General features: G+C 61.5%; 23 protein-coding genes and 1 pseudogene. 15 read left to right on the top strand and 9 right to left on the bottom strand.

The annotated features are described in order from the left end of the window. Window positions 1-620 precede the first annotated feature (620 nt). Complete coding sequence (locus A8V01_RS20365; protein ID WP_017181642.1) at window positions 621-1,604, bottom strand: GlxA family transcriptional regulator; 984 nt, start codon at window positions 1,602-1,604, stop codon at window positions 621-623. Window positions 1,605-1,690: 86 nt separating this feature from the next. On the opposite strand from A8V01_RS20365, the gene A8V01_RS20360 reads away from it, so the two are divergent. The 15 genes and pseudogenes from A8V01_RS20360 to A8V01_RS29385 form a co-directional block, all read left to right on the top strand. After that, window positions 1,691-2,947, top strand: coding sequence for a sarcosine oxidase subunit beta family protein (locus tag A8V01_RS20360; protein WP_017181643.1), 1,257 nt, complete (start codon window positions 1,691-1,693; stop codon window positions 2,945-2,947). Window positions 2,948-2,959: 12 nt separating this feature from the next. Continuing rightward, complete coding sequence (locus A8V01_RS20355; protein WP_017181644.1) at window positions 2,960-3,211, top strand: sarcosine oxidase subunit delta; 252 nt, start codon at window positions 2,960-2,962, stop codon at window positions 3,209-3,211. Continuing rightward, window positions 3,208-6,159: a sarcosine oxidase subunit alpha family protein gene (locus tag A8V01_RS20350; RefSeq protein ID WP_103098137.1), complete on the top strand. Its 2,952-nt coding sequence runs from the start codon at window positions 3,208-3,210 to the stop codon at window positions 6,157-6,159. The genes A8V01_RS20355 and A8V01_RS20350 overlap by 4 nt, the downstream gene beginning before the upstream one ends. Continuing rightward, complete coding sequence (locus A8V01_RS20345; protein ID WP_017181646.1) at window positions 6,152-6,661, top strand: sarcosine oxidase subunit gamma; 510 nt, start codon at window positions 6,152-6,154, stop codon at window positions 6,659-6,661. The genes A8V01_RS20350 and A8V01_RS20345 overlap by 8 nt, the downstream gene beginning before the upstream one ends. Before the next feature lie 12 nt (window positions 6,662-6,673). After that, window positions 6,674-7,531 carry a formyltetrahydrofolate deformylase gene (purU, locus tag A8V01_RS20340; RefSeq protein WP_103098136.1) on the top strand — a complete coding sequence of 286 codons (858 nt, stop codon included), beginning with the start codon at window positions 6,674-6,676 and terminating at the stop codon, window positions 7,529-7,531. Continuing rightward, a complete protein-coding gene (locus A8V01_RS20335; protein ID WP_370385549.1) occupies window positions 7,500-8,423 on the top strand; it encodes a bifunctional 5,10-methylenetetrahydrofolate dehydrogenase/5,10-methenyltetrahydrofolate cyclohydrolase in 924 nt (307 codons plus the stop codon). The genes purU and A8V01_RS20335 overlap by 32 nt, the downstream gene beginning before the upstream one ends. Window positions 8,424-8,531: 108 nt before the next feature. After that, the gene (locus A8V01_RS20330; RefSeq protein WP_017181649.1) at window positions 8,532-9,131 is read left to right on the top strand and encodes a helix-turn-helix domain-containing protein; all 600 of its coding nucleotides are present in this window, start codon (window positions 8,532-8,534) and stop codon (window positions 9,129-9,131) included. An 86-nt stretch (window positions 9,132-9,217) separates the two neighbouring features. Beyond that, on the top strand, window positions 9,218-10,093 hold the full coding sequence (locus A8V01_RS20325) for a class II glutamine amidotransferase (protein WP_103098135.1): 876 nt from the start codon (window positions 9,218-9,220) through the stop codon (window positions 10,091-10,093). Continuing rightward, the gene (locus tag A8V01_RS20320) at window positions 10,093-10,782 is read left to right on the top strand and encodes a GltB/FmdC/FwdC-like GXGXG domain-containing protein (protein ID WP_017181651.1); all 690 of its coding nucleotides are present in this window, start codon (window positions 10,093-10,095) and stop codon (window positions 10,780-10,782) included. The genes A8V01_RS20325 and A8V01_RS20320 overlap by 1 nt, the downstream gene beginning before the upstream one ends. 10 nt (window positions 10,783-10,792) lie before the next feature. Further along, window positions 10,793-12,121 (top strand): FMN-binding glutamate synthase family protein, encoded by a 1,329-nt coding sequence (locus tag A8V01_RS20315; RefSeq protein ID WP_017181652.1) that lies wholly within the window; start codon window positions 10,793-10,795, stop codon window positions 12,119-12,121. A gap of 131 nt (window positions 12,122-12,252) precedes the next feature. Further along, window positions 12,253-13,554 carry a type III glutamate--ammonia ligase gene (glnT, locus tag A8V01_RS20310; RefSeq protein ID WP_017181653.1) on the top strand — a complete coding sequence of 434 codons (1,302 nt, stop codon included), beginning with the start codon at window positions 12,253-12,255 and terminating at the stop codon, window positions 13,552-13,554. Between the two features lie 308 nt (window positions 13,555-13,862). Beyond that, window positions 13,863-14,102, top strand: coding sequence for an IS66 family insertion sequence element accessory protein TnpB (gene tnpB / locus A8V01_RS20305; RefSeq protein WP_103098134.1), 240 nt, complete (start codon window positions 13,863-13,865; stop codon window positions 14,100-14,102). Between the two features lie 41 nt (window positions 14,103-14,143). Further along, on the top strand, window positions 14,144-15,745 hold the full coding sequence (gene tnpC / locus A8V01_RS20300) for an IS66 family transposase (protein WP_103098133.1): 1,602 nt from the start codon (window positions 14,144-14,146) through the stop codon (window positions 15,743-15,745). 44 nt (window positions 15,746-15,789) lie between these two features. Then, the gene (locus A8V01_RS20295; RefSeq protein WP_103098132.1) at window positions 15,790-16,227 is read left to right on the top strand and encodes a plasmid pRiA4b ORF-3 family protein; all 438 of its coding nucleotides are present in this window, start codon (window positions 15,790-15,792) and stop codon (window positions 16,225-16,227) included. Window positions 16,228-16,262: 35 nt separating this feature from the next. Further along, a pseudogene (locus A8V01_RS29385) lies at window positions 16,263-16,496 on the top strand (molybdopterin dinucleotide binding domain-containing protein); the annotation flags it as partial. A gap of 179 nt (window positions 16,497-16,675) precedes the next feature. Here A8V01_RS29385 and A8V01_RS20285 read toward each other — a convergent pair. The 8 genes from A8V01_RS20285 to A8V01_RS28745 form a co-directional block, all read right to left on the bottom strand. Then, the gene (locus A8V01_RS20285; RefSeq protein WP_103098130.1) at window positions 16,676-17,605 is read right to left on the bottom strand and encodes an electron transfer flavoprotein subunit alpha/FixB family protein; all 930 of its coding nucleotides are present in this window, start codon (window positions 17,603-17,605) and stop codon (window positions 16,676-16,678) included. Further along, window positions 17,602-18,351 (bottom strand): electron transfer flavoprotein subunit beta/FixA family protein, encoded by a 750-nt coding sequence (locus tag A8V01_RS20280; protein WP_103098129.1) that lies wholly within the window; start codon window positions 18,349-18,351, stop codon window positions 17,602-17,604. Before A8V01_RS20280 ends, A8V01_RS20285 begins: the two co-directional genes overlap by 4 nt. Before the next feature lie 135 nt (window positions 18,352-18,486). Beyond that, on the bottom strand, window positions 18,487-19,107 hold the full coding sequence (locus A8V01_RS20275; RefSeq protein WP_103098128.1) for a flavin reductase family protein: 621 nt from the start codon (window positions 19,105-19,107) through the stop codon (window positions 18,487-18,489). Window positions 19,108-19,211: 104 nt separating this feature from the next. Beyond that, a complete protein-coding gene (locus A8V01_RS20270; RefSeq protein WP_103098127.1) occupies window positions 19,212-19,688 on the bottom strand; it encodes a c-type cytochrome in 477 nt (158 codons plus the stop codon). Further along, window positions 19,681-21,156 carry a (S)-6-hydroxynicotine oxidase NdpB gene (gene ndpB / locus A8V01_RS20265; protein WP_103098138.1) on the bottom strand — a complete coding sequence of 492 codons (1,476 nt, stop codon included), beginning with the start codon at window positions 21,154-21,156 and terminating at the stop codon, window positions 19,681-19,683. The genes A8V01_RS20270 and ndpB overlap by 8 nt, the downstream gene beginning before the upstream one ends. 38 nt (window positions 21,157-21,194) lie before the next feature. Beyond that, window positions 21,195-22,595 carry an aldehyde dehydrogenase family protein gene (locus A8V01_RS20260; protein ID WP_103098126.1) on the bottom strand — a complete coding sequence of 467 codons (1,401 nt, stop codon included), beginning with the start codon at window positions 22,593-22,595 and terminating at the stop codon, window positions 21,195-21,197. 23 nt (window positions 22,596-22,618) lie between these two features. Beyond that, window positions 22,619-23,023 carry a RidA family protein gene (locus A8V01_RS20255; RefSeq protein WP_170066016.1) on the bottom strand — a complete coding sequence of 135 codons (405 nt, stop codon included), beginning with the start codon at window positions 23,021-23,023 and terminating at the stop codon, window positions 22,619-22,621. A 52-nt stretch (window positions 23,024-23,075) separates the two neighbouring features. Beyond that, window positions 23,076-24,369, bottom strand: a 1,294-nt coding sequence (locus A8V01_RS28745) for an MFS transporter (RefSeq protein WP_170066015.1), incomplete at its 5' end; no start/stop codon positions are given.

Below are 24,369 nucleotides of genomic sequence, written 5' to 3'. Positions count from 1 at the left end.
GCCGATCAGTAACCGGATCTGCCTGCCGCTGCTGCGCCCTTTGAATGCAGTCTATTGTGGCGCTCAATAACAGCGCATTGCACGCCATTGCGCTCTATTTTGGCGTCCGACAGCGGCTCGATGGGACGTATCCCGCAGGTGCAAGGTTCGCGAGCGCAAGGGTGAGCGGCCCAACCTTGCGATCTTCGTCTTCCAAGCTTTCCTTCCGGCGGAGTGCTTCGCGCACGGCAATCGATCCCACGAAGCGGAACGGTTCGATAGGAAACTTCGCGACGTCGCTGCGAACGAGGCCGGATCTTGACCATTGGCTCTGACCGCTATGCCAGATAGCAGGCCATGGGCCGCAAGCATGCGGTCTGCCTCGTCCACTTGCGGCGTGATGTTCGATTCGCCGTCGACGCGGTGACGGGTCTTTTGCCCAACGGCCCGCGATCATGCCAAGATTGCCATCGCTTCATGGCTGGCGCGCGATTCATTCGACCGGCTGCGCACCGTGGACGTCCTCGACTCGCGTGAACCACGTATCGATGGCCCGATCCGAACTTCCCGTGGCGACGATGCTGGTGCTGAGTCCAATTCCCGGCCTCGTGCTGGGAACACCGGCCCGCGAACGCCCCCGATTAGGATTCTCGATCTCTCCTCGCCCGCCCCGAGGGCGGTTTCCCATAGCGATCACGAAAACTGCGGCTAAAATGGCTGGCACTCTGAAACCCGCAAGCTAATGCAACTTGTGTGACGGACAGCGCCGTCGTGCGCAAGAGTTGCTCCGACTTCTCGAGCCGGATGCGCATATAGCTCTCCCGCATGGTCGCACTGAGATGGTTGCGGAACAGGCGTTCCAATTGCCTGACCGAGACCTCTGCGATTTTAGCTAGGGTTTCGCGCGGGGATGGTTCCTCCACCGTTTCCTCCATATGAGCGAGTACCTTCAGTACCGTGTCATTGGACACCTGATGCCTTTCGCGCAGGCTCAACCGCTGAGGGCGGTCGGCCCTACGGGTATCGGTACGGATGAACCAGTCCGAAATAATCGAGGAAAGGCCGTAACCTTGCTCACGCTCGATCATTTCGATCGCCAGGTCCAAACCCGCCATCCCGCCCGCGCAGGTCACGCGGCGGCGGTCGATGACAAACAGTACGGTTTCTGGCGAAACATTCGGAAAAGTTTCAACGAAGACGGGCCGATGCTCCCAATGGATCGTCGCGCGATAACCATCGAGAAGCCCGGCCCGCGCCAGCAGGAAAGGGCCAGCAGATACCCCTGTGATGACTGCGCCCTGTGCCGCCATGCGCCGTAACCAAGCAAATGTGCGTGCATCCGAAAACCCCGTGGGGTCACCGCCTGCGAAAACGAACAGCGTTTCGCAGTCAAACGGCTGGCCCACCGCGAAGTCGGCTAGGATCGTTGCGCCATTCGACGCATGGATCGGCCTTCCATCAACTGAAATGTGGGACCAGCGATAGAGCGTGCGCCCCGCCAGCGCGTTCGCTGCGCGGAAGACCTCAATTACTGAGGCATAGGACATCAGCGAGAATCCGTCGATCAGCAACAGCCCTAGCGTCCGAATTTCTTCAGCACTGCGAAGCTTGTCGGTTTTGGTCATATAAGGGTCGCTCATGGACAAGCGATATGGTGCCGAACGGCTACTTACAAGACATCACATCACACGAATTTCGAGGCGCCGCACGCATGACGCGCTTTTCCATTTTCAATCTTGCCACGCACGCTCTCAAGGGGCATCGCGATTGGCGCCCGACCTGGCGCGATTCCGCGCCTGCTGAGGGTTACGATATCGTCATCGTCGGTGGCGGCGGCCACGGCCTGGCCACTGCCTACTACCTCGCCAAGGTCCACGGTATCCGCCGCGTCGCAGTGGTCGAGCGTGGGTGGATCGGCGGCGGCAACGCCGGACGCAACACCACGATCATCCGCTCCAACTACGGATTGCCCGGCAACGAGCCCTTCTACGAATTTTCGATGAAGCTTTGGGAAGGGCTGGAGCAGGACCTGAACTACAATGTGATGGTCAGCCAGCGCGGCATCCTGAACCTGTACCACAGCGATGCCCAGCGTGATGCTTTCGCCCGGCGCGGCAACGCGATGCTGCTCCATGGCGCGGGAGCGGAATTGCTGGACCGGGACGCGGTGCGCAAGATGGCACCGTTCCTGAATTTCGATTCGGCCCGCTTCCCGATCATGGGTGGCCTGCTGCATCGTCGCGGAGGTACTGCCCGGCACGACGCGGTCGTCTGGGGTTATGCCCGCGGCGCTTCCGACTTTGGCGTCGACATCATTCAGAACTGCGAGGTCAAGGGCTTCCTTCGTGACGCCAGCGGCGCCGTCACCGGCGTGGAGACAACGCGCGGTGCAATCCGCGCGAACAAAGTCGGCCTGTCGGTGGCCGGACATTCCTCTGCCGTCGCAGCGATGGCCGGGCTGCGCCTGCCGATCGAGAGCCATGTGCTCCAGGCCTTCGTGACCGAGGGGCTGAAGCCGGTCATTCCCGGCGTCATCACTTTCGGGGCCGGACACTTCTACATCAGCCAGTCGGACAAGGGGGGGCTCGTCTTCGGCGGCGACATCGACGGATACAACACTTACGCCCAGCGGGGGAACATGCCGGTAGTGGAGGACGTGTGCGAGGGTGGCATGGCGATCATGCCGATGATCGGTCGCGCCCGCCTGCTGCGTTCCTGGGGCGGTGTCGTGGACATGTCGATGGACGGCTCCCCGATCATTGACCGCACCCCGGTCGAGGGCCTCTATCTCAACGGGGGCTGGTGCTACGGCGGTTTCAAGGCAACGCCGGCCGCCGGGCGCTGCTTTGCCCATCTGCTCGCGACGGGCGCCCCGCACGATACGGCTGCCGCCTACCGCTTCGACCGCTTCGAGCGCGGTCATCTGATCGACGAAAAGGGCGCCGGCGCCCAACCCAATCTTCACTGAGGGAACGAGGCTATGCGCATACCCTGTCCCTATTGCGGCGAACGTGACTCCCAGGAATTCGTCTATCGCGGCGATGCTTCGCCCCGCCGCCCTGAAGGCGAGGACGGCTTCTACGACTATGTGTACCTGCGCGACAACGTGATCGGCGAGATGGCCGAGCACTGGTACCATGCGCAAGGGTGCCGCAACTGGATCACCGTGCTGCGCCACACCCGCACACACCGCATCGCCGCCGCCACGCTGTCCCGGGAGACACCCGCATGAGCCGCCTTTCTGCCGGTGGCCTGATCGACAGGCAGCGCCCGCTTTCCTTCACCTTCGACGGGAAGGCCTATTCGGGCTTTGAGGGCGACACTCTCGCCTCCGCTCTCGTAGCTAATGATGTCCGTCTCGTCGGCCGCTCGTTCAAGTACCACCGGGCGCGCGGGATCCTCACAGCGGGAAGCGAGGAGCCCAACGCCCTCGTCACCCTGCGTACCGGCGCCCACGCCGAGCCGAATACGCGCGCGACCACCGTCTCGCTGTTCGACGGTCTGGAGGCGAGCAGTCAGAACCGCTGGCCCAGTCTGCGCTATGATCTGCTGGCCGTGAATCAGCTTGCCTCGCCGATCTTTGTGGCGGGCTTCTATTACAAGACCTTCATGTGGCCCGCTAAATTCTGGGAGAAGGTGTACGAGCCGCTTATCCGGCGGGCGGCGGGGCTGGGCAAGCTCTCCATGCTGCCCGATCCGAGCGAGTATGACCGCGAGCATGCCTTCTGCGATCTGCTCGTCATCGGTGGTGGTGCGGCCGGTCTTGCGGCGGCCCTGACCGCAGGACGTGCAGGGCTGCGCGTCATGCTGGCGGACGAGGACGCCCGTCCCGGCGGGCGCCTGCTGAGCGAGCGGCAGGAGATCGACAGCATGTCCGCAGTGCAATGGGTTGCACAGGTGCTGGCGGAACTGGCCTCGCTTCCGAACGTGCGCGTGCTCAGCCGTACCGGCGTATTCGGGGTCTATGACGACGAATATGTGGCCGTCGAACGCGTTTCCGACCATCTTGTCGCCCCGCTGCCGGGGCAGCCGCGTCAGCGGTTGTGGAAGATCGTCTCCCGCCGCGCCATCCTCGCGACGGGCGCCATCGAGCGGCCGCTGGTGTTCGGTGGCAATGACCTGCCTGGTGTCATGACTGCCTCGGCTGTCTCGACTTACGTCAATCGTTACGCCGCGGTTCCCGGACAGCGCGCCGTCGTGTTTACCGCCAGCGACAGCGGATGGTCGACTGCGCGGGACCTGGCGGCAGCGGGCGCCTCCGTCGTGCTTGTCGACCACCGCGAAGATGAGCCTGCCCTCGCCGCTGAACTACGTACGCGTGGTGTCGAAATCCTGAGCGGCGCGATCGTCACTGACGTGCACGGTGTTCCGGTCAGGAAGGTTGACGTGCGCCTCGCGGATGGTTCGCGCCGCACGCTCCGCGCGGATCTCGTCGCGATGGGTGGCGGCTGGAATCCGGCAATCGGCCTTGGCAGCAACATGGGAGCAAAACCTGTGTGGTCGGAATCGCAACAGACTTTCCTGCTCGACGAGACCCCACCCGGGCTCGTTCCGGCCGGTGCGGCGGCAGGCCGGTTCTCGCTGGCGCAGGCCCTAGTCGACGGCGCTGCCAAGGGTACCGACGCCGTGGCGGACGCAACCGGCCGCGCTGTTCCCCCGCCCTCGTTTCGGGCAGCGGACGAAGCCGCGTCGACCGCGCCCTTGTGGCATGTACCGGGCGCGCGAACCAAGTGCTTCGTCGATTTCCAAAACGACGTGACAGCCAGCGACGTGCAGCTCGCTGCCCGTGAAGGCTTCGTGTCCATCGAACACATGAAGCGCTACACGACGCTTGGCATGGCGACCGACCAGGGCAAGACCAGTCAGCTCAATGGCCACGCACTGCTGGCGGCGGCAACTGACCGCACGATTGGTGCGGCAGGGACGATCATGTCGCGCGCGCCTTATCAGCCAGTGGCGATCGGCGTGCTGGCGGGCCATCACCGCGAGGAATCCTTCCGCCCTGTGCGCCGCACGGCCAGCCATGACTGGGCGGCCGAACAAGGTGCAACCTTCGTTGATGCCGGACAGTGGAAGCGTGCGCAGTGGTTCAGCCGCCCGGGGGAGGCGTCCTGGCTGGAGACAGTCAACCGCGAGGTTACGATGACCCGGCGCGGCGTCGGCATCTGCGACGTGTCAACGCTCGGCAAGATCGACGTGCATGGCCCCGATGCCGCCCTGCTGCTCGACCGGCTCTACATCAACATGTTCTCGACCCTTGCCGTCGGCAAGGCGCGCTATGGCGTGATGCTGCGCGAGGACGGCATCGTCATGGATGACGGCACAACCACCCGTTTCGCAGAGGACAGCTTCTTCGTCACCACCACCACGGTCAACGCCGCGCGGGTTATGCAGCATATCGACTATGCCCGGCAAGTGCTCTGGCCCGAGCTCGACGTTCAGGCCACTTCGGTGACCGAACAGTGGGCCACCTACGCCGTCGCCGGTCCCCGTTCGCGCGAGATGCTGCAGGCGGCATTTCCGGACCTTGACGTATCGAACGACGCCCTGCCGTTCATGGGCGCTGCGAAGTTCCGCTGGCAGGGTTTCGAGGCGCGCATCTACCGCCTGTCGTTCTCCGGTGAGCTGGCCTACGAAGTAAGCGTACCTGCGACGCTCGGCGACAAACTGGTGCGCCACCTCTTCGCTGCCGGCCGCTCCTACGACGCCGTGCCCTACGGCACCGAGGCGCTCGGCGTTATGCGCATCGAGAAGGGCCATGCCGCGGGCAACGAACTGAATGGCCAGACCACTGCAGCCGACCTCGGCATGGGCCGGATGATGTCGAAAAAGAAGGATTTCATCGGCCGCGCCATGGCTGCCAGGCGCGGGCTCGCGGATCCGTCGCGCCCCGCGCTGGTCGGTCTCAGGCCGGTCGATCGTACCCGGCATCTGCGTGGTGGCGGACACCTGCTCGCCCCAGGTGCAGCACCGCTGCCGCAGAACGACGAAGGGTTCGTGACCTCGGCCGCTTGGTCGCCAACGCTGGACCATTCGATCGCGCTTGGCCTGCTGGTCAACGGCGCACAGCGTCACGGCGAGCGCATTGTCATCCACGATCCGGTGCGCGGAGGCGATATCCAGGCGGAAGTCTGCAACCCGATTTTTGTCGACCCCGAAGGAGTCCGCGTCCGTGCCTGAACACCTCACCATCCAGGAGCGCGATGATATCGCTCTGGCATCCGTCATGGCGAGAAAGAGCATGAGTGCCGCGAAGATCGGCACTGCGCTGGGCATGTCGCTGCTTGACCGACCGGCGGCCTGCGGCTCGGGAGCCGTGACCTTCATCGGCACGGGCCCGGGGACCTGGCTCGCGTTCCACGATGGCACCGCTCCCGATTTCGCTGCCGATCTCACGCATCGGCTTGCGGGACTCGCATCGGTATCCGACCAGTCCAGCGGCTACGTTGTCCTGCGTCTTGCAGGCGAAGGCGCGCGCAAGCTGTTACAGCGCGGGGCGGCGATCGATTTCCACTCCGCATCCTTTTCCAGCGGTTCGGTGGCAACCACGGTGATCGCGCATATCGGTGTCGTCATCCGGCAAGTCGACGACGGTCCCACTTACGACCTTGCCACTTTCCGTAGCTTTGCCGGCAGCCTGCGCGAGTGGATCGACCACGCCGCAGCCGCGCTGGCCTTCTAATCCGAGGACACGATGACCAAACCCTATCTCCTGACCCTGTCCTGCGCCAACCGGCCAGGGATCGTCACGCGCGTTACCGACGTGATGTATCGCCATGGCGGCGACATCAAGGAAGCGCACCAGTACGATGACGCCGAAACCGGCCGCTTCTTCGGCCGCATCGTGCTCAGCCTGCCGGATGAGGCCGCTGCCGATGATCTGCGTGCCGGCATCGCGCCGCTGGCAGAAGAGCTCGCGCTCGACTGGACGCTGCGTCCCAAGGATGAACTGCGCAAGGTGCTGATCCTGGTATCCAAGTTCGATCACTGCCTGGTTGATCTGCTTTACCGCAACCGCATCGGCGAACTGCCGATGGACGTCGTGGGCATCATCTCCAACCATCCCCTCGGCACCTATCAAGGTGTCGATTTCGGTGGCATTCCGTTCCACCACCTGCCGATCACCAAGGAAACGAAGCCGCAGCAGGAAGCCCGGATCAAGGCGATTGTCGATGAGACGGGCGCGGAACTGATCGTGCTGGCGCGCTACATGCAGATCCTGTCGGATGACCTTGCCGCGTTTCTCTCGGGCCGGTGCATCAACATCCACCATTCGTTTCTGCCAGGCTTCAAGGGTGCCAAGCCCTATCACCAGGCGCATGCGCGCGGTGTCAAGCTGATCGGCGCAACCGCGCACTACGTCACCGCCGACCTCGACGAAGGACCGATCATCGAGCAGGACGTGGAGCGCATCTCGCACCACGACACGCCCGACGATCTCGTGCGCAAGGGCCGCGACATCGAGCGCCGGGTGCTGGCGCGGGCGGTAGCTTTCCATCTCGACGGCCGCGTGCTCGCCAATGGCGCGAAAACGGTCGTGTTTCGCGACTGACCCGATGGCAGCCATCATAGACGGACGGGCGATCGCCGCGAAGCTTCGTGGCCGGGTCGCGGAAGAAGTCGTCAGTCTGGCCGCGGAAGGGATCGTGCCGGGACTGGCGGTGGTGCTCGTCGGCGACGATCCTGCCAGTCAGGTCTATGTCCGCTCCAAGGTGACGCAGACGCTGGAAGCGGGAATGCGGTCGTTCGAGCACCGCCTTCCCGCCTCCACGAGCCAGGAGGAACTTCTTGGCTTCGTGGCCGCGCTCAATGACGACGATGCGGTCGACGGCATCCTCGTGCAGCTTCCCTTGCCGCAACACATCGATTCAGACCTGGTGCTGGACGCGATTGATCCGCTGAAGGATGTCGACGGCTTCCATCCGGTCAATGTCGGGCGTCTTTCCACCGGCACCGGAGGACTGATCCCCTGCACACCGCTGGGTTGCATGATCCTGCTCGACACCGCGATCGACCACTACCGGGGCCTGAAGGCAGTCGTGATCGGCAAGTCCAACATAGTCGGCAAGCCGGTCGCCATGCTGCTGCTTGAACGCGAGTGCACCGTCACCGTCACTCACATAGCCACCCGCAACCTGCCGGACACCGTGCGCAGCGCCGACATCGTTGTTGTCGCCGCAGGCAGTCCGGGCCTTGTGCGCGGAGATTGGGTTAAGCCGGGGGCTGTGGTCATCGACGTTGGCATCAACCGCGTCGAGCGCGACGGCAGGAAGGTGATCATCGGCGATGCCGTGCGCGAGGAAATGGATCACGCCGCCGCTGTAACGCCCGTCCCCGGTGGGGTTGGGCCAATGACGATTGCCTGCCTGCTGAGCAATACCCTGCGGGCGGCGAGGCGCCGACGCGGGCTGCCCGGCGCGGTGCGCGAGGCGGCAGTTGCCTGATCGATATAATGACATCGGGCAACATCCTCTTTATGAAACAGTGCCCGAACAGGTTTTTAACGGAGAGTCGGCATTACTGCTACCGTCAATACCGAAGATCAGGATACCTTGACGGGCTCGGCCGCACCCGGCAAGCCCGATCGCAGTCTGGAAAAAGCACTGGGCACCCAAATTCGTGCCGTCCGGCGCGATCTCGATCTCTCTATCGCCGATCTTGCCTCGGCAGCGGGCATATCCACCGGCATGCTCTCGAAAATCGAGAATGGGGGCATTTCCGCTTCGCTTGGCACACTCCAGGCGATCTCAGGCGTATTGCAGGTTCCCCTGTCTCTTCTCTTCGCGTCGTTCGAAGACCGGCAGGACTGCTCGCACGTGAAGGCGAACGCCGGCGTTACGATAGAGCGCCGCGGCACCAAGGTGGGCCATATCTATCAACTGCTCGGCCATATGTTGCGCGGCGATGTCAACGTCGAGCCGTACCTTATCACCCTTCGCGAAGATGCGGCCCCTTACACCGGCTTCGCGCATAGCGGCGTCGAGTTCATCTACATGCTCGAAGGCGAACTGACCTACCGCCACGGCAACGCGAGCTACCCTATGCAGCCGGGAGATTCGCTGCTGTTCGACAGCGGGACCCTGCATGGCCCGGAACGGATGCTATCGGAGACATCCAAGTATTTGTCGATAATCATATATCCGAAGAGTTGATTTCCTTACAGGCAAATTTGTTTCCTGTGAGTTGACCAATTTTCCATACTCCAGTACGACTTCCTTCTCTGACGAGGGAATCGACCATGTGTGGAATTGTTGGGTTGTTTTTGAAGAACAGCACGCTTGAGCCCCGTTTCGGGGAACTGCTTGGTGAAATGCTCGTGGTCATGACCGGCCGCGGTCCCGATAGCGCGGGCTTTGCTGTCTACGGCAGTGGTGAGAATGGGCGCATCAAACTGACCGTGCGGGGTGATGACCTCGATTCGATCGTCGCAGACCTGGGCGGCGATATCAGTGGCTTCATCCGCGACACGCATCTGGTGCTCACGCTTCCCGAACGCGATGAGCAGCGCGTTCGCGACTGGCTCGCCGCCTCGCGTCCGGATCTTGCGGTTACCGGCGCAGGTGAGCGCATCGAGCTGTACAAGGAAGTCGGCCTGCCTGCCGACGTTGCCAAGCGCTTCGGCCTCGCCGGCATGTCGGGCACGCACGGTATTGGCCACACCCGCATGGCTACAGAGAGCGCCGTCACCACAGCGGGCGCCCACCCGTTCTCGACCGGCACCGACCAGTGCCTAGTTCACAATGGCTCGCTTTCCAACCACCGAAGTCTGCGCCGAATGTTGGAGCCCAAGGGCATCCGCTTTTCGACCGATAACGACAGTGAAGTCGCCGCCGGCTATCTCAGCTGGAAGCTGCAGGAAGGAGCGACGCTGGCCGAAGCACTCGAAGCGAGCCTTGACGACCTCGACGGCTTCTTCACCTTCGTGGTCGGCACCGAGAGCGGCTTCGCAGTGCTGCGCGATCCAGTTTCATGCAAGCCTGCCGTCATGGCCGAAACCGACGATTACGTCGCGTTCGGCTCTGAATACCGCGCATTGGCGGGTCTTCCGGGTATCCAGAACGCCCGCGTGTTCGAACCTGAACCTGCCCGTGTCTATGCTTGGGAGCGCAACTGATGCCTGTCGTCGATCTCGCCGAAACCACCAAGCGCGACCTTAACGCGCAGCTTCACGCCCTGCCTGCCGACACCAACGCGACGCACTGGACCGTCGAGAATTCCGAAGGCCAGCACGCGCTTGCCGTCGGGCTCGATGTACCCATCACCGTCGAGATCAATGGTCACGCCGGTTACTACTGCGCCGGCATGAACAAGCAGGCAACCGTCGTGGTGGACGGCAACGTTGGCGTTGGAGTCGCCGAGAACATGCTTTCGGGCAAGGTTCACGTGAAAGGCGACGCCAGCCAGTCGGCGGGCGCCACCGCGCACGGCGGCCTGCTGGTGATCGACGGTGACGCCTCGGCTCGATGCGGCATATCCATGAAGGGCGTCGACATCGTCGTAAAAGGTTCGATCGGCGCGATGAGCGCATTCATGGCTCAATCCGGCAACCTCGTGGTCCTGGGCGACGCCGGCGATGCGCTGGGGGACTCAATCTACGAAGCCCGACTCTATGTGCGTGGCACGGTCAAGAGCCTCGGCGCCGACTGCATCGAGAAGGAATTGCGCGACGAGCACAAGGCCGACCTGCGCCGCCTGCTTGACGCCGCCGGCCTGGACGAGACCGTCAGCGTCGCTGATTTCCGCCGCTATGGCTCCGCCCGCGGTCTCTACAATTTCCACGTCGACAACTCGTCGGCTTACTGAGGACCTACAGATGGACCTGGAGAACATCCCCCAGACGTTGCCGCGCTTCTCGGCAACTTTCGATCCTCACACGCTGGCGGAAATCCGCAGAGCTGCCGCGACCGGAATCTATGACATTCGTGGCGGAGGTACGAAGCGCAAGCTGCCGCATTTCGACGATCTGCTGTTCCTCGGGGCATCGGTCTCGCGCTATCCGCTGGAGGGTTACCGAGAGAAGTGTGCCACGGATGTGTGGCTGGGCACTCGCTTCGCAAAGAAGCCGATCCATCTCAAGACCCCTGTCACCATCGCCGGGATGAGCTTCGGCGCCCTGTCGGGTGCCGCCAAGGAGGCGCTGGGCCGTGGCGCGACCATCGCCGGGACCTCAACGACCACTGGCGACGGCGGCATGACGCCCGAGGAGCGTGGTCAGTCGCAGACACTGATCTATCAGTACCTGCCTTCGCGCTACGGAATGAACCCTGATGACCTTCGCCGTGCCGATGCGATCGAGGTGGTCGTCGGGCAGGGTGCGAAGCCCGGCGGCGGCGGTATGTTGCTGGGCCAGAAGATCTCCGATCGCGTTGCCATGATGCGGAATCTGCCCAAGGGCATCGACCAGCGTTCGGCCTGCCGTCATCCCGACTGGACCGGTCCCGATGATCTTGAGATCAAGATCGAGGAACTACGCGAGATTACCGACTGGGAAAAACCAATCTACGTCAAGGTGGGTGCGACGCGCCCTTATTATGACGTTGCCCTTGCGGTGAAGTCGGGAGCCGACGTCGTTGTCCTCGACGGAATGCAGGGCGGTACGGCCGCGACGCAGGACGTATTCATCGAGCATGTCGGGATTCCGATCCTTGCCGCGATCCGCCCCGCAGTGAAGGCGCTGCAGGATCTGGGCATGCACCGAAAGGTCCAGCTCATCGTCTCGGGCGGCATCCGTAGCGGTGCAGACGTGGCCAAGGCCTTGGCTTTGGGTGCGGATGCCGTCGCCATCGGCACCGCCGCGCTGGTCGCGTTGGGTGACAACGACCCTGCCTACGAAGAGGAATACCGCAAGCTCGGCTCCACCGCCGGTGCCTACGACGACTGGCAGGAGGGCCGCGACCCCGCAGGCATAACGACGCAGGACCCTGAACTTGCCGCGCGCCTCGACCCGGTTCAGGCCGGCCGCCGCCTTGCCAACTACCTTTCGGTACTGACGCTGGAAGCACAGACCATCGCCCGCGCTTGCGGCAAGAGCCACCTGCACAATCTCGAGCCCGAGGATCTGGTGGCCCTCACGCTAGAGGCTTCTGCCATGGCCGGTGTGCCACTGGCCGGAACGAACTGGATCCCCGGCCAGACTTTCTGACCGGCCGGTGGTCCCGGAGCCGGCAATCCCAGATGCCGGCTCCAACGAAGGCACCCTCGTGCTCGCAGGCAGGAACGGGTTTATCGGACAATCAGAGCGCAAAGCGGCCGGTCGTCCGTTGCTGGAGAAATATGACCATGACCATTAGCCTTGCGGAAATCGCCAAGGAAAAGGGAATCAAGTACTTCCTCATTTCCTACACCGACCTGTTCGGCGCCCAGCGTGCCAAACTCGTTCCTGCCTCTGCCATCGCCGGGATGCAGAAAAACGGCGCCGGTTTCGCCGGTTTCGCTACCTGGCTCGACATGAGTCCGGCCGACCCGGACCTATTTGCGAGACCCGATCCGGAAAGCCTGGTCCAGCTCCCCTGGAAACCCGAAGTGGGCTGGCTCGCCGCCGATCTGTGGATGAATGGCGCTCCCGTAGAGGCCTCCCCGCGCGTCGCCCTCAAGAACCAGATCGCGCGCGCTGCCGAAATTGGCCTGCAGATGAAAACCGGGGTGGAATGTGAATTCTTCCTGCTATCTTCCGACGGTCAGTCTATCGCCGATACGGCAGACTGCCAGGCCAAGCCCTGCTACGACCAGCAGGCGCTGATGCGCCGCTACGATGTGGTTACCGAGCTGTGCGATGCCATGCTGTCGCTCGGCTGGAAACCTTACCAGAACGACCATGAGGACGCGAACGGCCAGTTCGAGATGAACTGGGAATATGACGACGCGCTGCTCACCGCCGATCGCCATGCCTTCTTCAAGTACATGGCCAAGTCGATTGCCGAAAAGCACGGCCTGCGCGTGACCTTCATGCCCAAACCGTTCACCCACCTGACTGGCAACGGCTGCCACATGCACGTCTCGATGTGGAAGGGCGACACCAACGCCTTTGCCAACCCTGGTGGCCAAGACCTGACCGCCGAGGCGCTGCACTTCATCGGTGGCATCATCAACTCTGCGGATGCACTCACGGCCTTCCTCAATCCGACCGTCAACAGCTACAAGCGTATAAACGCGCCGCGCACCACTTCAGGCGCGACCTGGGCGCCCAACTCGGTGACGTGGACGGGTAACAACCGCACGCACATGATCCGCGTGCCCGAACCGGACCGGTTCGAGCTGCGCCTGGCTGACGGTGCAGTCAATCCGTATCTGATGGCCGCTTCAGTGCTGGCGGCGGGCCTCGACGGACTGGCCAACGCCCGCGACCCGGGACCGCGCTCCGACATCAATATGTATACGGAGGGCAGCACGCTACCGGCCAAGAACAAGCTGCCGCTGAACCTGCTCGACGCCCTACGAGCGCTGGAAGGCAGCGCCGTACTCAAGGACGCGCTCGGCCAGCTCATTCCCGCCTATCTGAAGCTGAAGACAGGAGAATGGAACGACTTCACCCGTCATCTCACGCAGTGGGAACGCGACACCACGCTGGACTGCTGAACGGGCTCTCTCGCACCGCACATAGCCATACCGGCCTGTTCCCGGCCTGCCGCCGGGAGCCGTGGAGACGTGCGCGTAGAACGCGCCGGATTCGTCATGTGGAGGCAGTCAATGAAACTCATCCTGTAAGCGGGACCTGAGTACCGCAGCTATGCGGCTTGGGCGACGTCTTGCTCGGTCGGATGCCAGTTCCAAGGCATGAGCTCATCCCAGTGTAGCGCGACAAACAGGATGAGGATTCGTGTTGCCTCACGAAGGAACCTTCCCGAACAACGCGACCGTTGCCTCATCTAAACTGCTCCCGGCCAATGCCGGGAGGGAACGATGCCTTTTGCAACCGGCGCCGGACCCGGATGAAGCTGCTGTTCTTTGACCGGTCGGGCTTTGTATTGGTGCTCAAGGCGTTGACGGAGGACAAGTTCCGATGGCCCAAACGAGCGGAAACGGTGGTGGCGCTCACCGCGGAGCAATTGCGATGGCTGCTCGACGGGATCGATATTGACGCGATGGTCCCTCATCCAGTGCGGCAATATCAGTTTGTCGGTTAAAGGCCGTTGACGCGGGAACGGGCTTTCGATTCAAGACTGCGATGGATCGAGGCGGCGTCCCCACTATTGCGGAATTGATGGCGCTTCTGGCGACGAAAGCCGCTGAAGTCGAGGCATTGGCGGCCGAGAGAGACTCTCTTGCCCGGCGCATCCTGAAGCTTGAGGAGGAACTGGCGCTGGCGCGGTTGCACCGCTTTGCGCCGCGCAGCGAAAAGCACCTGGATCGTGTCTTCAATGAAGCCGAGCAGTCCTCCTTGGAGGACGATACCGACGATGGACACGACGACGTCGATGAGCCGGTCGCCGCCGATCTTCCCGACACGGGATTGCCGGAGGCGAGAAAGCCTGAAGGGAAGAAGCGCGGGCGCAAGGCACTTCCTGCCGACCTGCCGCGCCAGCGCGTCGAGTATGACCTCGCCGACGACCAGAAGGTCTGCCCGTGCTGCAGCGAACGGATGCATCGCATGGGGGAAGTGGTAACCGAGCAGCTTCACATCGAGGTGAAGGCCACGGTTCTTCAGAATGCCCGCGCCAAATATGCATGCCGCAATTGTGACCGCACCGGGATCGCCACGCCGATTGTCATTGCGCCGATGCCCGCACAGCCCTTGCCGGGCAGCATTGCCACGGCCTCGACGCTGGCCTTTGCCCTTGTTCATAAATACGTCGATGGCACACCGCTGTATCGTCTGGCGCAAACCTTCGAGCGCGCAGGGGTACCTGTCAGCCGCGGTGCACTAGGCCGTTGGGTGATTGCTTCGAGCGAGAGGCACCTGCATCGCATCTTTGACGCCATGAAGCTGCGGCTTCGGTCCCAGGACGTCATTCATGGCGACGAAACTACGGTTCAGGTGCTCAAGGAGGAGGGCAAGGCCCCTACCAGCACTTCGTATATGTGGGCCTACCGCAGCAGCGAGGACAGCGAACAGCCGATCGTGCTGTTCGACTATCAACCCGGTCGCGGGCAGGAACATCCGCAGGCCTTCCTCGGCGACTATCGCGGCATTCTGATGAGTGACGGCTATACGGCCTGGCGCACATTGAAAGGCGCCACGCATCTGGGCTGCATGGCCCACGCCAGACGGCGCTTTGCCGACGCCCTCAAGGCGAGGAAGAAACAAGGCGGGCCGCCCGCACAGGCGCTCAAGTTCTTCGACCAGCTCTACCGGATCGAAAGGCAGGCGCGGGACGAAATACCCGATGAGCGGGAAACGCAGGCCAGCTACATGCGCCGCTTCCGCCAGAAACATAGCGTCCCGGTCCTGGATGTACTCAAGGCGTGGCTCGATGACATCGCACCCAAGGTTGTGCCCGACACCAAGCTTGGTGATGCGGTCTCCTACACCCTCAACCAGTGGGAATACCTGACGCGCTACGTCGAAGACGGCAGGATGCCGATCGATAACAACCTTCTCGAACGCGACATCAGGGTTTTTGCAACAGGAAGAAAATCCTGGCTCTTCTGCGATACCGTGGACGGCGCACGGGCGAGCGCCGTCACCTACAGCCTGATGCTGACTTGCCGCGCCTGCGGCGTCGAGCCTCTCGCGTGGCTACGCCATGTCCTCACTGAACTTCCCCAGCGCCCTCACGACGCCGATATCGACGACCTGCTGCCATTCAACTTCGAAAGACAAGCCTGACCCGCCGACGTCGCTGCGGTGGCCTATCTCGTCCAGCGTCAACTATGATGGCCGCACTGCCTCAGGAAGCAGCGTGCTACGAAATGCGCGCTTACGGTGGCCCGCTTGATGCCCGAAAGACGACCCTCGCCGAGGCGTTGGAGGGAATGCGGGGCAAGACCTTCCACTACCTCTACGACTTCGGCGACGGATGGGAGCACAGCGTCAAAATCCAGGGTATCGCCCCGGCTGATCCACAAGGAACCTATCCCCGCCTGCTGGAAGCTACCGGGATGCGACCGCCGGAAGACTCGGGTGGTCCGTGGGGGTATGCCGAAAAGCTGGAGGCGCTCACCGATCCGGCGCATGAATACCACGAGGAGGCGTTGGAAGCCCTTGGCGATGATCATGACAGTCATGCTCAGCCGAACATCGCGGTGATCCACGCCCGCTTCGCGGCACTCGCCAAAAAATGGGCGCCGCGCCCGCGGAAAGCCAAATAGCCCTACGTCAACGCCGCCTTCCGTCGGCGCTTACAGACGTCGTGTTCGTCAACGCCGATGATCTCTCAGCTGCAGGGTTGGCGCATGGCGACGTGGTTGACGTGATTGCCGGGCCTGGGAGAGCTCTCATAGGTCAGGTGGCGGTGGCACATGCGATAGCGCGCGGGTCCGTCGCTGCCTACTACCCTGAAGCGAACCATCTTGTGCCGCTTGACGATTATGACCGCTTAAGCGGAACACCCGCTTACAAGTCGATCCCGGTATCGCTGCATCGGTCGACAAGGGGGCAGGGGTGTGTGGCGGTGGCGGATGTGCATCCCACCGAAACGGCTGAACTCATCCGCGTGACAGATGCTGGTGAATAGAGCCTGGATCGCATAATCAAGTACCCCTTGTGAACTTGCTCCTCCGGCGGGCATTTACTACCGGAGGAGCAATCATCCGGATGTCAAAGTTTGCTTGTAAGCTCTGGCACGAATTCGAAGAGGTCGCCGACTAGCCCAAAGTCAGCGACTTGGAAGATTGGCGCATCTTCGTCCTTGTTGATTGCGATGATTGTCTTGCTGTCCTTCATTCCTGCAAGGTGCTGGATGGCGCCGGAAATACCAACTGCCACATACACCTCGGGGGCGACGATCTTTCCCGTTTGCCCCACCTGATAGTCGTTTGGTGCGAAACCCGCATCCACGGCCGCGCGGCTTGCACCGATCCCGGCGCCCAACCGGTCGGCTAGTGGCTCAAGCAATTCGGCGAACTTCTCTACGGATCCGAGCGCGCGTCCACCGGCGACGATGACCTTGGCACTTGTCAACTCCGGGCGGGCTGATTGGGCACGCTCTTGCCCGATAAAGGTCGACAGGCCTTGGTCACCAGTTCCGATGATCGCCTCTATGGTTCCAGCTCCGCCTTGGCTCTCTGCCTTCTCGAATGCGGTACCACGCACAGTGACCACCAGCTTAGCGTCTGATGTCCGCACCGTTGCAATCGCGTTCCCTGCATAGATCGGGCGGGTGAAGGTATCCTTGCTCTCGATCGAAAGGATGTCGCTGATCTGCATGACGTCCAGCAGTGCAGCGACTCGAGGCGCAATCGCCTTGCCGCTGGTTGTAGCCGGTGCGAGAAAAGCATCGTGCTCTGCCATCAATTTGACAACGAGCGGCGCGATATTCTCGGCTGACGCATGGGCGTAGGCCTCGTCGTCCGCAGCAATCACCTTTTCTACCCCGGCGATCATCGCTGCGGTCGTTGCGACGCTTCCTATGTTCTGACCGGCGACTAGCAGGTGAACTTCGCCCAGCTTTCCCGCGGCAGTTACGGCTGCAAGAGTAGACTCCCTGACGGTACGACCGTCATGCTCAACCCATACAAGCGTCTTCACTTGGCAACTCCCATCGCATGCAGCCTAGTAACAAGTTCGTCCACGCTAGCCAGCTTCAAGCCGGCAGGTCGGGTGGCGGGCTCGGACACGCTGATTGTCGTCAGACGTGGCTTCAAGTCGATACCAAAATCATCAAGGGCCTTCTGCACCAGCGGCTTCGATTTGGCCTTCATGATGTTAGGTAGTGACGCATATCGTGGCTCGTTGAGGCGCAGGTCGGCGGTGATAATTGCGGGCAGGCCGAACCGTTCTGTCTGCAAGCCGCCGTCAACTTCACGTGTTACCACAACAGCATCTGCGGCCAGCTCGACCTTCGAAGCGAAGGTGCCTTGACCCCAGCTAAGCAGGCCAGCCAGCATTTGTCCTGTTTGGTTGTTATCGTCGTCGATCGCTTGCTTCCCCAAGATGATCAGCTGGGGCAACTCAGCTTCGGCGATTTTCGCCAGGACCTTGGCAACACCAAGCGGCTCCACTTTTTCTACAGTGACAACGTGGATCGCCCGGTCCGCGCCCATCGCCAGCGCGGTGCGTAGTGTCTCTTGAGCTTTTGCATCGCCGATAGAAACGACAACTATCTCGTTAACCGCGCCTCCTTCCTTCAACCGCACTGCTTCCTCGACGGCGATCTCATCGAAGGGGTTCATACTCATCTTGACATTGGCGAGCTCTATCCCCGTTCCATCTGCCTTGACACGTGGCTTCACGTTATAATCGAGCACGCGCTTAACCGGCACAAGCACCTTCATTGGATCTCCTTCCGCTCTATCGACGTTCGCTTCGTCTTCGAACTATGAAGCCTCGTAATTATACGCAAGCAGAATTAATCAAGGGCGCGTCTGGAAGCAGGTGTGGCGCGGATGCTCGTTAGGAGCTTCGCTGCCTCAATCCGTGGGTCGCCGCATCGAGAATGCAGCCTCCGGGCCAACTTCGAAGTAATCCGCCGCGTACCCGGCTCTGAGGACGATCCCAGCTGCGGCCGTGTCGAACATACCATTGTGCAGAAAGGCTCTATCGATGTGTACGCCCACGATCTCGCCTATGGTGAGCCAGGCGTCCGCCGGAGTGCCGGTTGCATCGCTAAGTTGGTGAATATCAACCAACCGGCACTCCAGGTTCACGGGGGCGTCCGCCACTCGCGGGCAGTCCACGATTGTGCATGGGGCAGGTTTGATGGATGCCTCTTCGAATTCGTTCACGGCTGGTGCTGCTGGGCTAGAGCTGCGGTTCATCGCATCAGCGTGGCGCCGCGTGACAAGGTTGTAGGCAAAAACGCCGGTCTCGCGGATGTTTGCCAATGTGTCCTTCTCGCCAATGCTGGAGAACCCGATGATCGGGGGCTTGTCACACAGCATTGAAAAGAAGCTATAGGGCGCCAGATTAGCTATGCCAGATGCCGAACGGCTGGAGATCCATCCAATCGGGCGGGGACCTAGAATGGCCCGCAGCGGGTCGCGGGGCAGGCCGTGTCCGCCGCGCGGTTCGTAAAAATGTCTATTGTCCATTTTTGATAAGCTCGGTTTTTATCACGAGTTATCTTCATCTAACTCGATACAAGCCGGCAGAGCGATCCCGCCAGGCTATGGCTCGGCGGGATCGGCCTTATCGCTCACTTCTTAGCTGTTCCGGCAAGATAGGCGATTACGGCTTTCCGATCAGAGTCCTTGGTAAGGCCGCCGAACGCCATCGCTGTGCCCGGATAGGCTTCCATCGGGTTTTTCAAGAACGCGTCGAGGTTCTCCGGCGTCCAGCTTCCTTCTGCTTTCGCAAGCGCCTGTGAGTAAGGATAGTCTGCTACGCCGCCGATCTTGCGGCCGAGCACCCCGGCGAGTGCAGGGCCAGCCGGCGAGGGCACCCCCGCTTCTGCAGAGTGGCACACAGCACAGTTGCTAAAGACCTTCTTTCCAGCCTGAACCTGCACTGTATTGCGGGCTAGCGCCGAATAGTCCGTCGAGGCCGTAGGAGTTGTGGATACGCTTGCTTGCTCGCTCCCATTCTCCTTCGGCTGGGAACAGGCAGCGAGCGTGCTTAGGCACAGCGCTAGGCAGGATCCAAGCATGCGGCGCCTTGGCGTTTGGTCATCCATTACTCGTCTTCTCCTTTTCGAGCAGATGCGTCATCTCGCGGCACGCACGGATGCCGCTCTCGACGGCTCCGTCGATATAGGCGTGCCAGCCATCCGCTGTTCCAGATCCAGCGAAGAACAATCGGCCTTCGGGCTTTGCCATGTCCTTGTACTTCTTGAACCATCCCGCCCGGTAGGCTGGCCAGGCCTGCTTGGAGAATGGGTCCTTAACCCAATTATAAGGCGCGATGTCGGTGATCTCAGCGCCCGGGTGGATCTTGCGTAGCTCAGCATTGACCGCGTCTTGGTCGTTGATGTCCAACAGCGACTGCCGCCCCAACGTAGCCTTGAGGATCGTCCCGACTTCGTCGTTCGCCTCTTCGGTCTGGATAGCGCTTAGCGGGTTGGGATCGTCGCAGAAGGCGAAAGTATTGCCGATGTTTTGCTTGATGCGCATGTACATCGTCGCGCCGTCGCATTGATCTCCATTCTTGATGAACGCTTGCTTCTCCGCCGAGAGGCCCGGCTTGAACTCGATATCTGGATAGACTTGGGTCGGCACCGTGAACAGCACCGCCTTGGCGTCAATGGTCTGCCCGTCCGCAGTGCGCAGGGTAACGCCTTTTGCATCGGATTCCACCTGCTTGACAACCGTGCCAAGTCGTACGTCAGCTTTGCTGTCGTCAAGGATTGCTTTTGCCAATGCCGCCGTTCCGCCATTCGCGATGTGCCAGTGCTTCTCGGAATCGGTAAAGGTGTACGGATCCCAACCGGCGAGAGCAAACATCTTCACGTAGCTCATGTAGCTGAAGGTGTTCGTCGAAGATCCGGCATAAAGTACTAGTTCGGCATTCAGTGATGCGCGCTGAATGGGGTCAATGTCGAGCTTCGCCATCCTGGCCGCAGCGGAAATCTCGTCCAGCTTTGCGACCTGTGAGTTTGCAAACGGCGAGAACGGTTGCGGAAACAACGTTTTCGCGTCTTCACAGAACTTGTCGAATGCGTCGCTGTAGCCCTCGTCGAAGCGGGCCGGTGGCACGTCGTGGACCTTCCCATCGGCCGTCATGACATAGGCCTTGTCAAGGTTGATTAGCGGCACCTCCTCTAGCGTGAAGCCGTATCGTTGCATCTCCGAGAAGACGTGGGGCTGTACCCAGTGCACCGAGGACCCGCCCAGCTCGATTTGACGGCCCAGGAAGTTGCTGGTGAATGTGCGGCCTCCTATGCGCGGTCGTGCTTCCACAACCACCACCCGCCAGCCCTTCGCCGCGAGCTCGCGAGCCGCTGTAATCCCGGCGTAGCCGGCACCCACGACCGCAACATCGTATGGCCCTTTGTCCTTCCCATCGCGAGCCTCGCGGTTCGGGTTTTCCTTTGCGCAACTCGCCAGAGCAATGGTGCCCGCTGCGGCGGCGCCGAACCTTATCAGAGCTCGTCGACCGAGCCCTCGTCCAGTCAGCGGCATTTCGCTGTCCATATCGGTGATCATGTTGTCCTCCCCTGCGTCTCGCGTCATTATCCTGGGGGTCAAGCGGCAGCGTTGACTACCTGGAGCCGGGTGTACTCGTGCACACCCTCCATTCCACCCTCGGAGCCCAGGCCTGACTGCTTGACCCCACCGAAGGGAATGTCGGGATGAATGGCGGTATGCTGATTTATCCATACGCTGCCGGCTGAGATGCCACGGGCTAGCAGTCGTGCGCGCTTGAGGTCTCGCGTCCAAATGGATGCGCCAAGGCCGAAGGAGCCTTGGTTTGCGCGGGCAATAGCGTCCCCTTCATCCGTGAAGCGAAGCAACGGCACGACCGGACCGAATTGCTCGTCTGTGACCAACCGCGCTTCGTCACTGAGATCGGCGACGATCGTCGGCTCCACAAAGAAGCCAGGTCTGTTGGCGACGTGTCCGCCGGTCAGCACCGTGCCGGACTTGGCTGCTTCCTCGATCAAAGCACGTACTTTGTCGAACTGCATACGGTTCTGGACTGGACCGAGTGTTACTCCCTCCTCGTCCCCCGCACCTAGCCTGATCTCACGAGTTGCTGCCACAAAACGCTCCTGAAACTCTTCATAGACCTCCTCTGCGATGTAGAGGCGCTTAGGCGCGGCGCACACTTGGCCAGCGTTTAGGAACACAGCGGCCGCAAGGCCTCGGGCCGCCGCCTCAATGTCGGCATCCTGAAGTACAATTGCAGGATCGTTGCCGCCGAGTTCGAGCGTAACGCGCTTCATATCCTCCACAGCGCTCCTCATAACCGCTTTTCCCGTGATCGTGGAGCCCGTGAACGAAACCTTGGCAACATCTGGGTGTCCGGTTAGACGGGCGCCGAGATCGTTGTCATCGGCCACGATGTTAAGTACCCCACGGGGGAACACGTCGGCCGCAAGCCGGCCAAGTTCAAGGGTGGTGAGTGGCGTGGTCGGGGCTGGTTTCAAAACCACCGTGTTGCCTGCGATGAGCGCCGGCGCGTACTTGTTACTCGCCAGGATCATCGGGAAGTTCCACGGCGTGATACCAGCTACCACGCCTAACGGTTGGCGCTCTACCTCATAGGGTCCCGTGGGATGGTCGCGAATTTCGACCTTCAACTCTATGTCCGCGTAGAAGCGGATCCCGCGCACTGTTGCATCAACCTCGAACCGGGCTTCACTCAACGGTTTTCCCTGTTCTCTGACGAGCAGACGTGCAAAGTAATCTGCCTCCTCGTCAAGTCTCAGCGCAAACCTCAAGAGGCACTCGCGACGTTTCTGCCATGAGGTGGATGCCCATCCTGGAAAAGCGCGAGCAGCCGCCGCAACGGCTTCGTCGAGCTGAGTTTCGTCAGCTACATGTGCGTCAGCGAAGGACTCCCCAGTCGATGGGTCGATCACGGGGATGGTGCGTGCGCCTTCGACGAGCTGTCCGTCGATAAGCATCCTGTAAGGGGTCATTTCGGTTCCTGTCTCTGCGCTTGTCAAAGGGGGGAGGCGTGATCTATCAAGTTGTCGCTGCCATGAAGTGGAATATAAGCGACGCATGTGACTTCGACTTGAATTGCCGGGCTGATGAAGCCTGCGACTTGCACGCCTGCAACCGACGGACCGTCACAATTTTGGTAGAATGCCTTCCGGTGAGGGAAGAGTCGCTTTGTATACTCTTCGCCCGAGCACGAGTAATAAATTGTCTCACTAACCACTTCCGCTGCGGTGCCGCCATGCGCCGCGAGCACACGCCCCATCTGTTCGTAGATGGTTCTGATCTGCGCTGCCGCGTCGTCATGATGTAACTCATTGCCGTCGAGGTCTACGGCGGTGAGACCTCCAATGAAGACTAGGTCGCCTGCGCGGACCGCCACTGACATGCAGTAGTCGCGTTCCAAGTTTGGCACGAGGTGGAAGGATCTAGGTTTCATTAGTGTCCTTTCCCGCGGGTCACAGGCTTGCGCGTGCCGCAGAGGCGACGCGAGCTGGACGGGTGAAAAATACCAGCGTCGCCGCTATCAGCGCCGGAAGCGGAGTGACTACGAACACCGCCGACAACGAGGCACGTGCAAGCACCAGGGTGCCGATCGCAGGTCCGACGGATTGAGCTACGACGTTCACGATGTAGATCATCCGAGTATAGCGATGACCCGGATCATTCTCCGCAGTCATCGACATGTAGAATGCCAGCCCCATGCACCAGGCGGATGCGTAGACTGCAAAGGCGATCGTGAAAAGCACTGTTGTTTGCGCGACGTAGATACCCGCCAGCGAAGCAATGAAGATAATGGTCGTGATCCCGATCCAGCGCAGGTGGGCCCCGCTCTCGCCGAAGATCGTCGGGATCAAGCTCCCTCCTGCCGAGAATATATATCCAAACGCCATGGCGTTCGCCACCGCACCTTGGTCGAGACCATTGGAAAGGCCGATCCGCTCTATGAACGCGTAGATCACGTTTACGCTTACGGCAAAGAGCAGGAGGCCAATCAGCGCGGTACGACCCGCGTTACGCGACCCGCCGGTCATGGTTGGAACCTCTTCGGGCAAGACGGGCTCCGATGGACCGCGCAGTCCGCGAGGCAGAAGGAGTGCTAGCACGGTCCCAAGTCCGAGCCAAAGAGCGCCCGAGCCAAGCGCCGCGGCATTGCCCAAACTTGCCCTCAAGCCCTCAAGCAACCAGATCGCGGCGGCGGAAAGTGTCATCCCGAGCGCCAGTCCAGCGCCGTAGGCGCGCACTGGTACCGCTGCTTGGGCGAGAACACACGCCGTAACAGTTGTGATCAGGACGACACCGAAGCCTGCGACGAAGCGGACGACGCACAAAAGCAGATAGCTGTCGGCGATGGCGGTGAGCGAGTTTCCGATTGTCGCTACCATTGCCGCCGCGACAATGATTGTTCTCCAACGAACACGAGGCATCAGGAAAAAGCCCACGACAGCGCCAAGCACACCGCCGGCTTGGTCGATGGACTGGACAAACCCGGACTGGCCGAGGGTGAGGCTGAGGTGGTCGACATAGAGGCCTATGAAGAACGGCGCGATATCGATGAGAATCAGCGAGAAGGCGTAAAGCACGCACGCGACAACTAACGTCCGGCCGGAACATCCGACAGGCGCCTCGCCTGCAGTCTTTAGCAGGCTGCGGAAAAAGGCGCCGCAGTGGTCACCGTCGATCTGCGTTCGAAGGAGGGGGACTGGTCTGTCGCTCGTTTCAGGGTGAAATTCGGAGATACCGGCCACGTTG

It is taken from the genome of Novosphingobium guangzhouense, from assembly GCF_002896965.1.
Lineage (GTDB): Bacteria > Pseudomonadota > Alphaproteobacteria > Sphingomonadales > Sphingomonadaceae > Novosphingobium > Novosphingobium guangzhouense.
This window is presented reverse-complemented; position numbering and strand designations above follow the sequence as displayed.

What these genes read in the sequence shown, in the direction of transcription:
- A8V01_RS20355 (WP_017181644.1), top strand. Translation starts at nt 2,960, where the DNA reads ATGCGCATACCCTGTCCCTATTGCGGCGAACGTGACTCCCAGGAATTC.
- A8V01_RS20270 (WP_103098127.1), bottom strand. Translation starts at nt 19,688, where the DNA reads ATGGATGACCAAACGCCAAGGCGCCGCATGCTTGGATCCTGCCTAGCG.
- tnpB (WP_103098134.1), top strand. Translation starts at nt 13,863, where the DNA reads ATGCCGGGAGGGAACGATGCCTTTTGCAACCGGCGCCGGACCCGGATG.
- A8V01_RS20320 (WP_017181651.1), top strand. Translation starts at nt 10,093, where the DNA reads ATGCCTGTCGTCGATCTCGCCGAAACCACCAAGCGCGACCTTAACGCG.
- glnT (WP_017181653.1), top strand. Translation starts at nt 12,253, where the DNA reads ATGACCATGACCATTAGCCTTGCGGAAATCGCCAAGGAAAAGGGAATC.
- purU (WP_103098136.1), top strand. Translation starts at nt 6,674, where the DNA reads ATGACCAAACCCTATCTCCTGACCCTGTCCTGCGCCAACCGGCCAGGG.
- A8V01_RS20335 (WP_370385549.1), top strand. Translation starts at nt 7,500, where the DNA reads ATGGCGCGAAAACGGTCGTGTTTCGCGACTGACCCGATGGCAGCCATC.
- A8V01_RS20280 (WP_103098129.1), bottom strand. Translation starts at nt 18,351, where the DNA reads ATGAAGGTGCTTGTGCCGGTTAAGCGCGTGCTCGATTATAACGTGAAG.
- A8V01_RS20350 (WP_103098137.1), top strand. Translation starts at nt 3,208, where the DNA reads ATGAGCCGCCTTTCTGCCGGTGGCCTGATCGACAGGCAGCGCCCGCTT.
- A8V01_RS20365 (WP_017181642.1), bottom strand. Translation starts at nt 1,604, where the DNA reads ATGACCAAAACCGACAAGCTTCGCAGTGCTGAAGAAATTCGGACGCTA.
- A8V01_RS20295 (WP_103098132.1), top strand. Translation starts at nt 15,790, where the DNA reads ATGATGGCCGCACTGCCTCAGGAAGCAGCGTGCTACGAAATGCGCGCT.
- A8V01_RS20260 (WP_103098126.1), bottom strand. Translation starts at nt 22,595, where the DNA reads ATGACCCCTTACAGGATGCTTATCGACGGACAGCTCGTCGAAGGCGCA.
- A8V01_RS20275 (WP_103098128.1), bottom strand. Translation starts at nt 19,107, where the DNA reads ATGGACAATAGACATTTTTACGAACCGCGCGGCGGACACGGCCTGCCC.
- A8V01_RS20325 (WP_103098135.1), top strand. Translation starts at nt 9,218, where the DNA reads ATGTGTGGAATTGTTGGGTTGTTTTTGAAGAACAGCACGCTTGAGCCC.
- ndpB (WP_103098138.1), bottom strand. Translation starts at nt 21,156, where the DNA reads ATGATCACCGATATGGACAGCGAAATGCCGCTGACTGGACGAGGGCTC.
- tnpC (WP_103098133.1), top strand. Translation starts at nt 14,144, where the DNA reads ATGGATCGAGGCGGCGTCCCCACTATTGCGGAATTGATGGCGCTTCTG.
- A8V01_RS20360 (WP_017181643.1), top strand. Translation starts at nt 1,691, where the DNA reads ATGACGCGCTTTTCCATTTTCAATCTTGCCACGCACGCTCTCAAGGGG.
- A8V01_RS20315 (WP_017181652.1), top strand. Translation starts at nt 10,793, where the DNA reads ATGGACCTGGAGAACATCCCCCAGACGTTGCCGCGCTTCTCGGCAACT.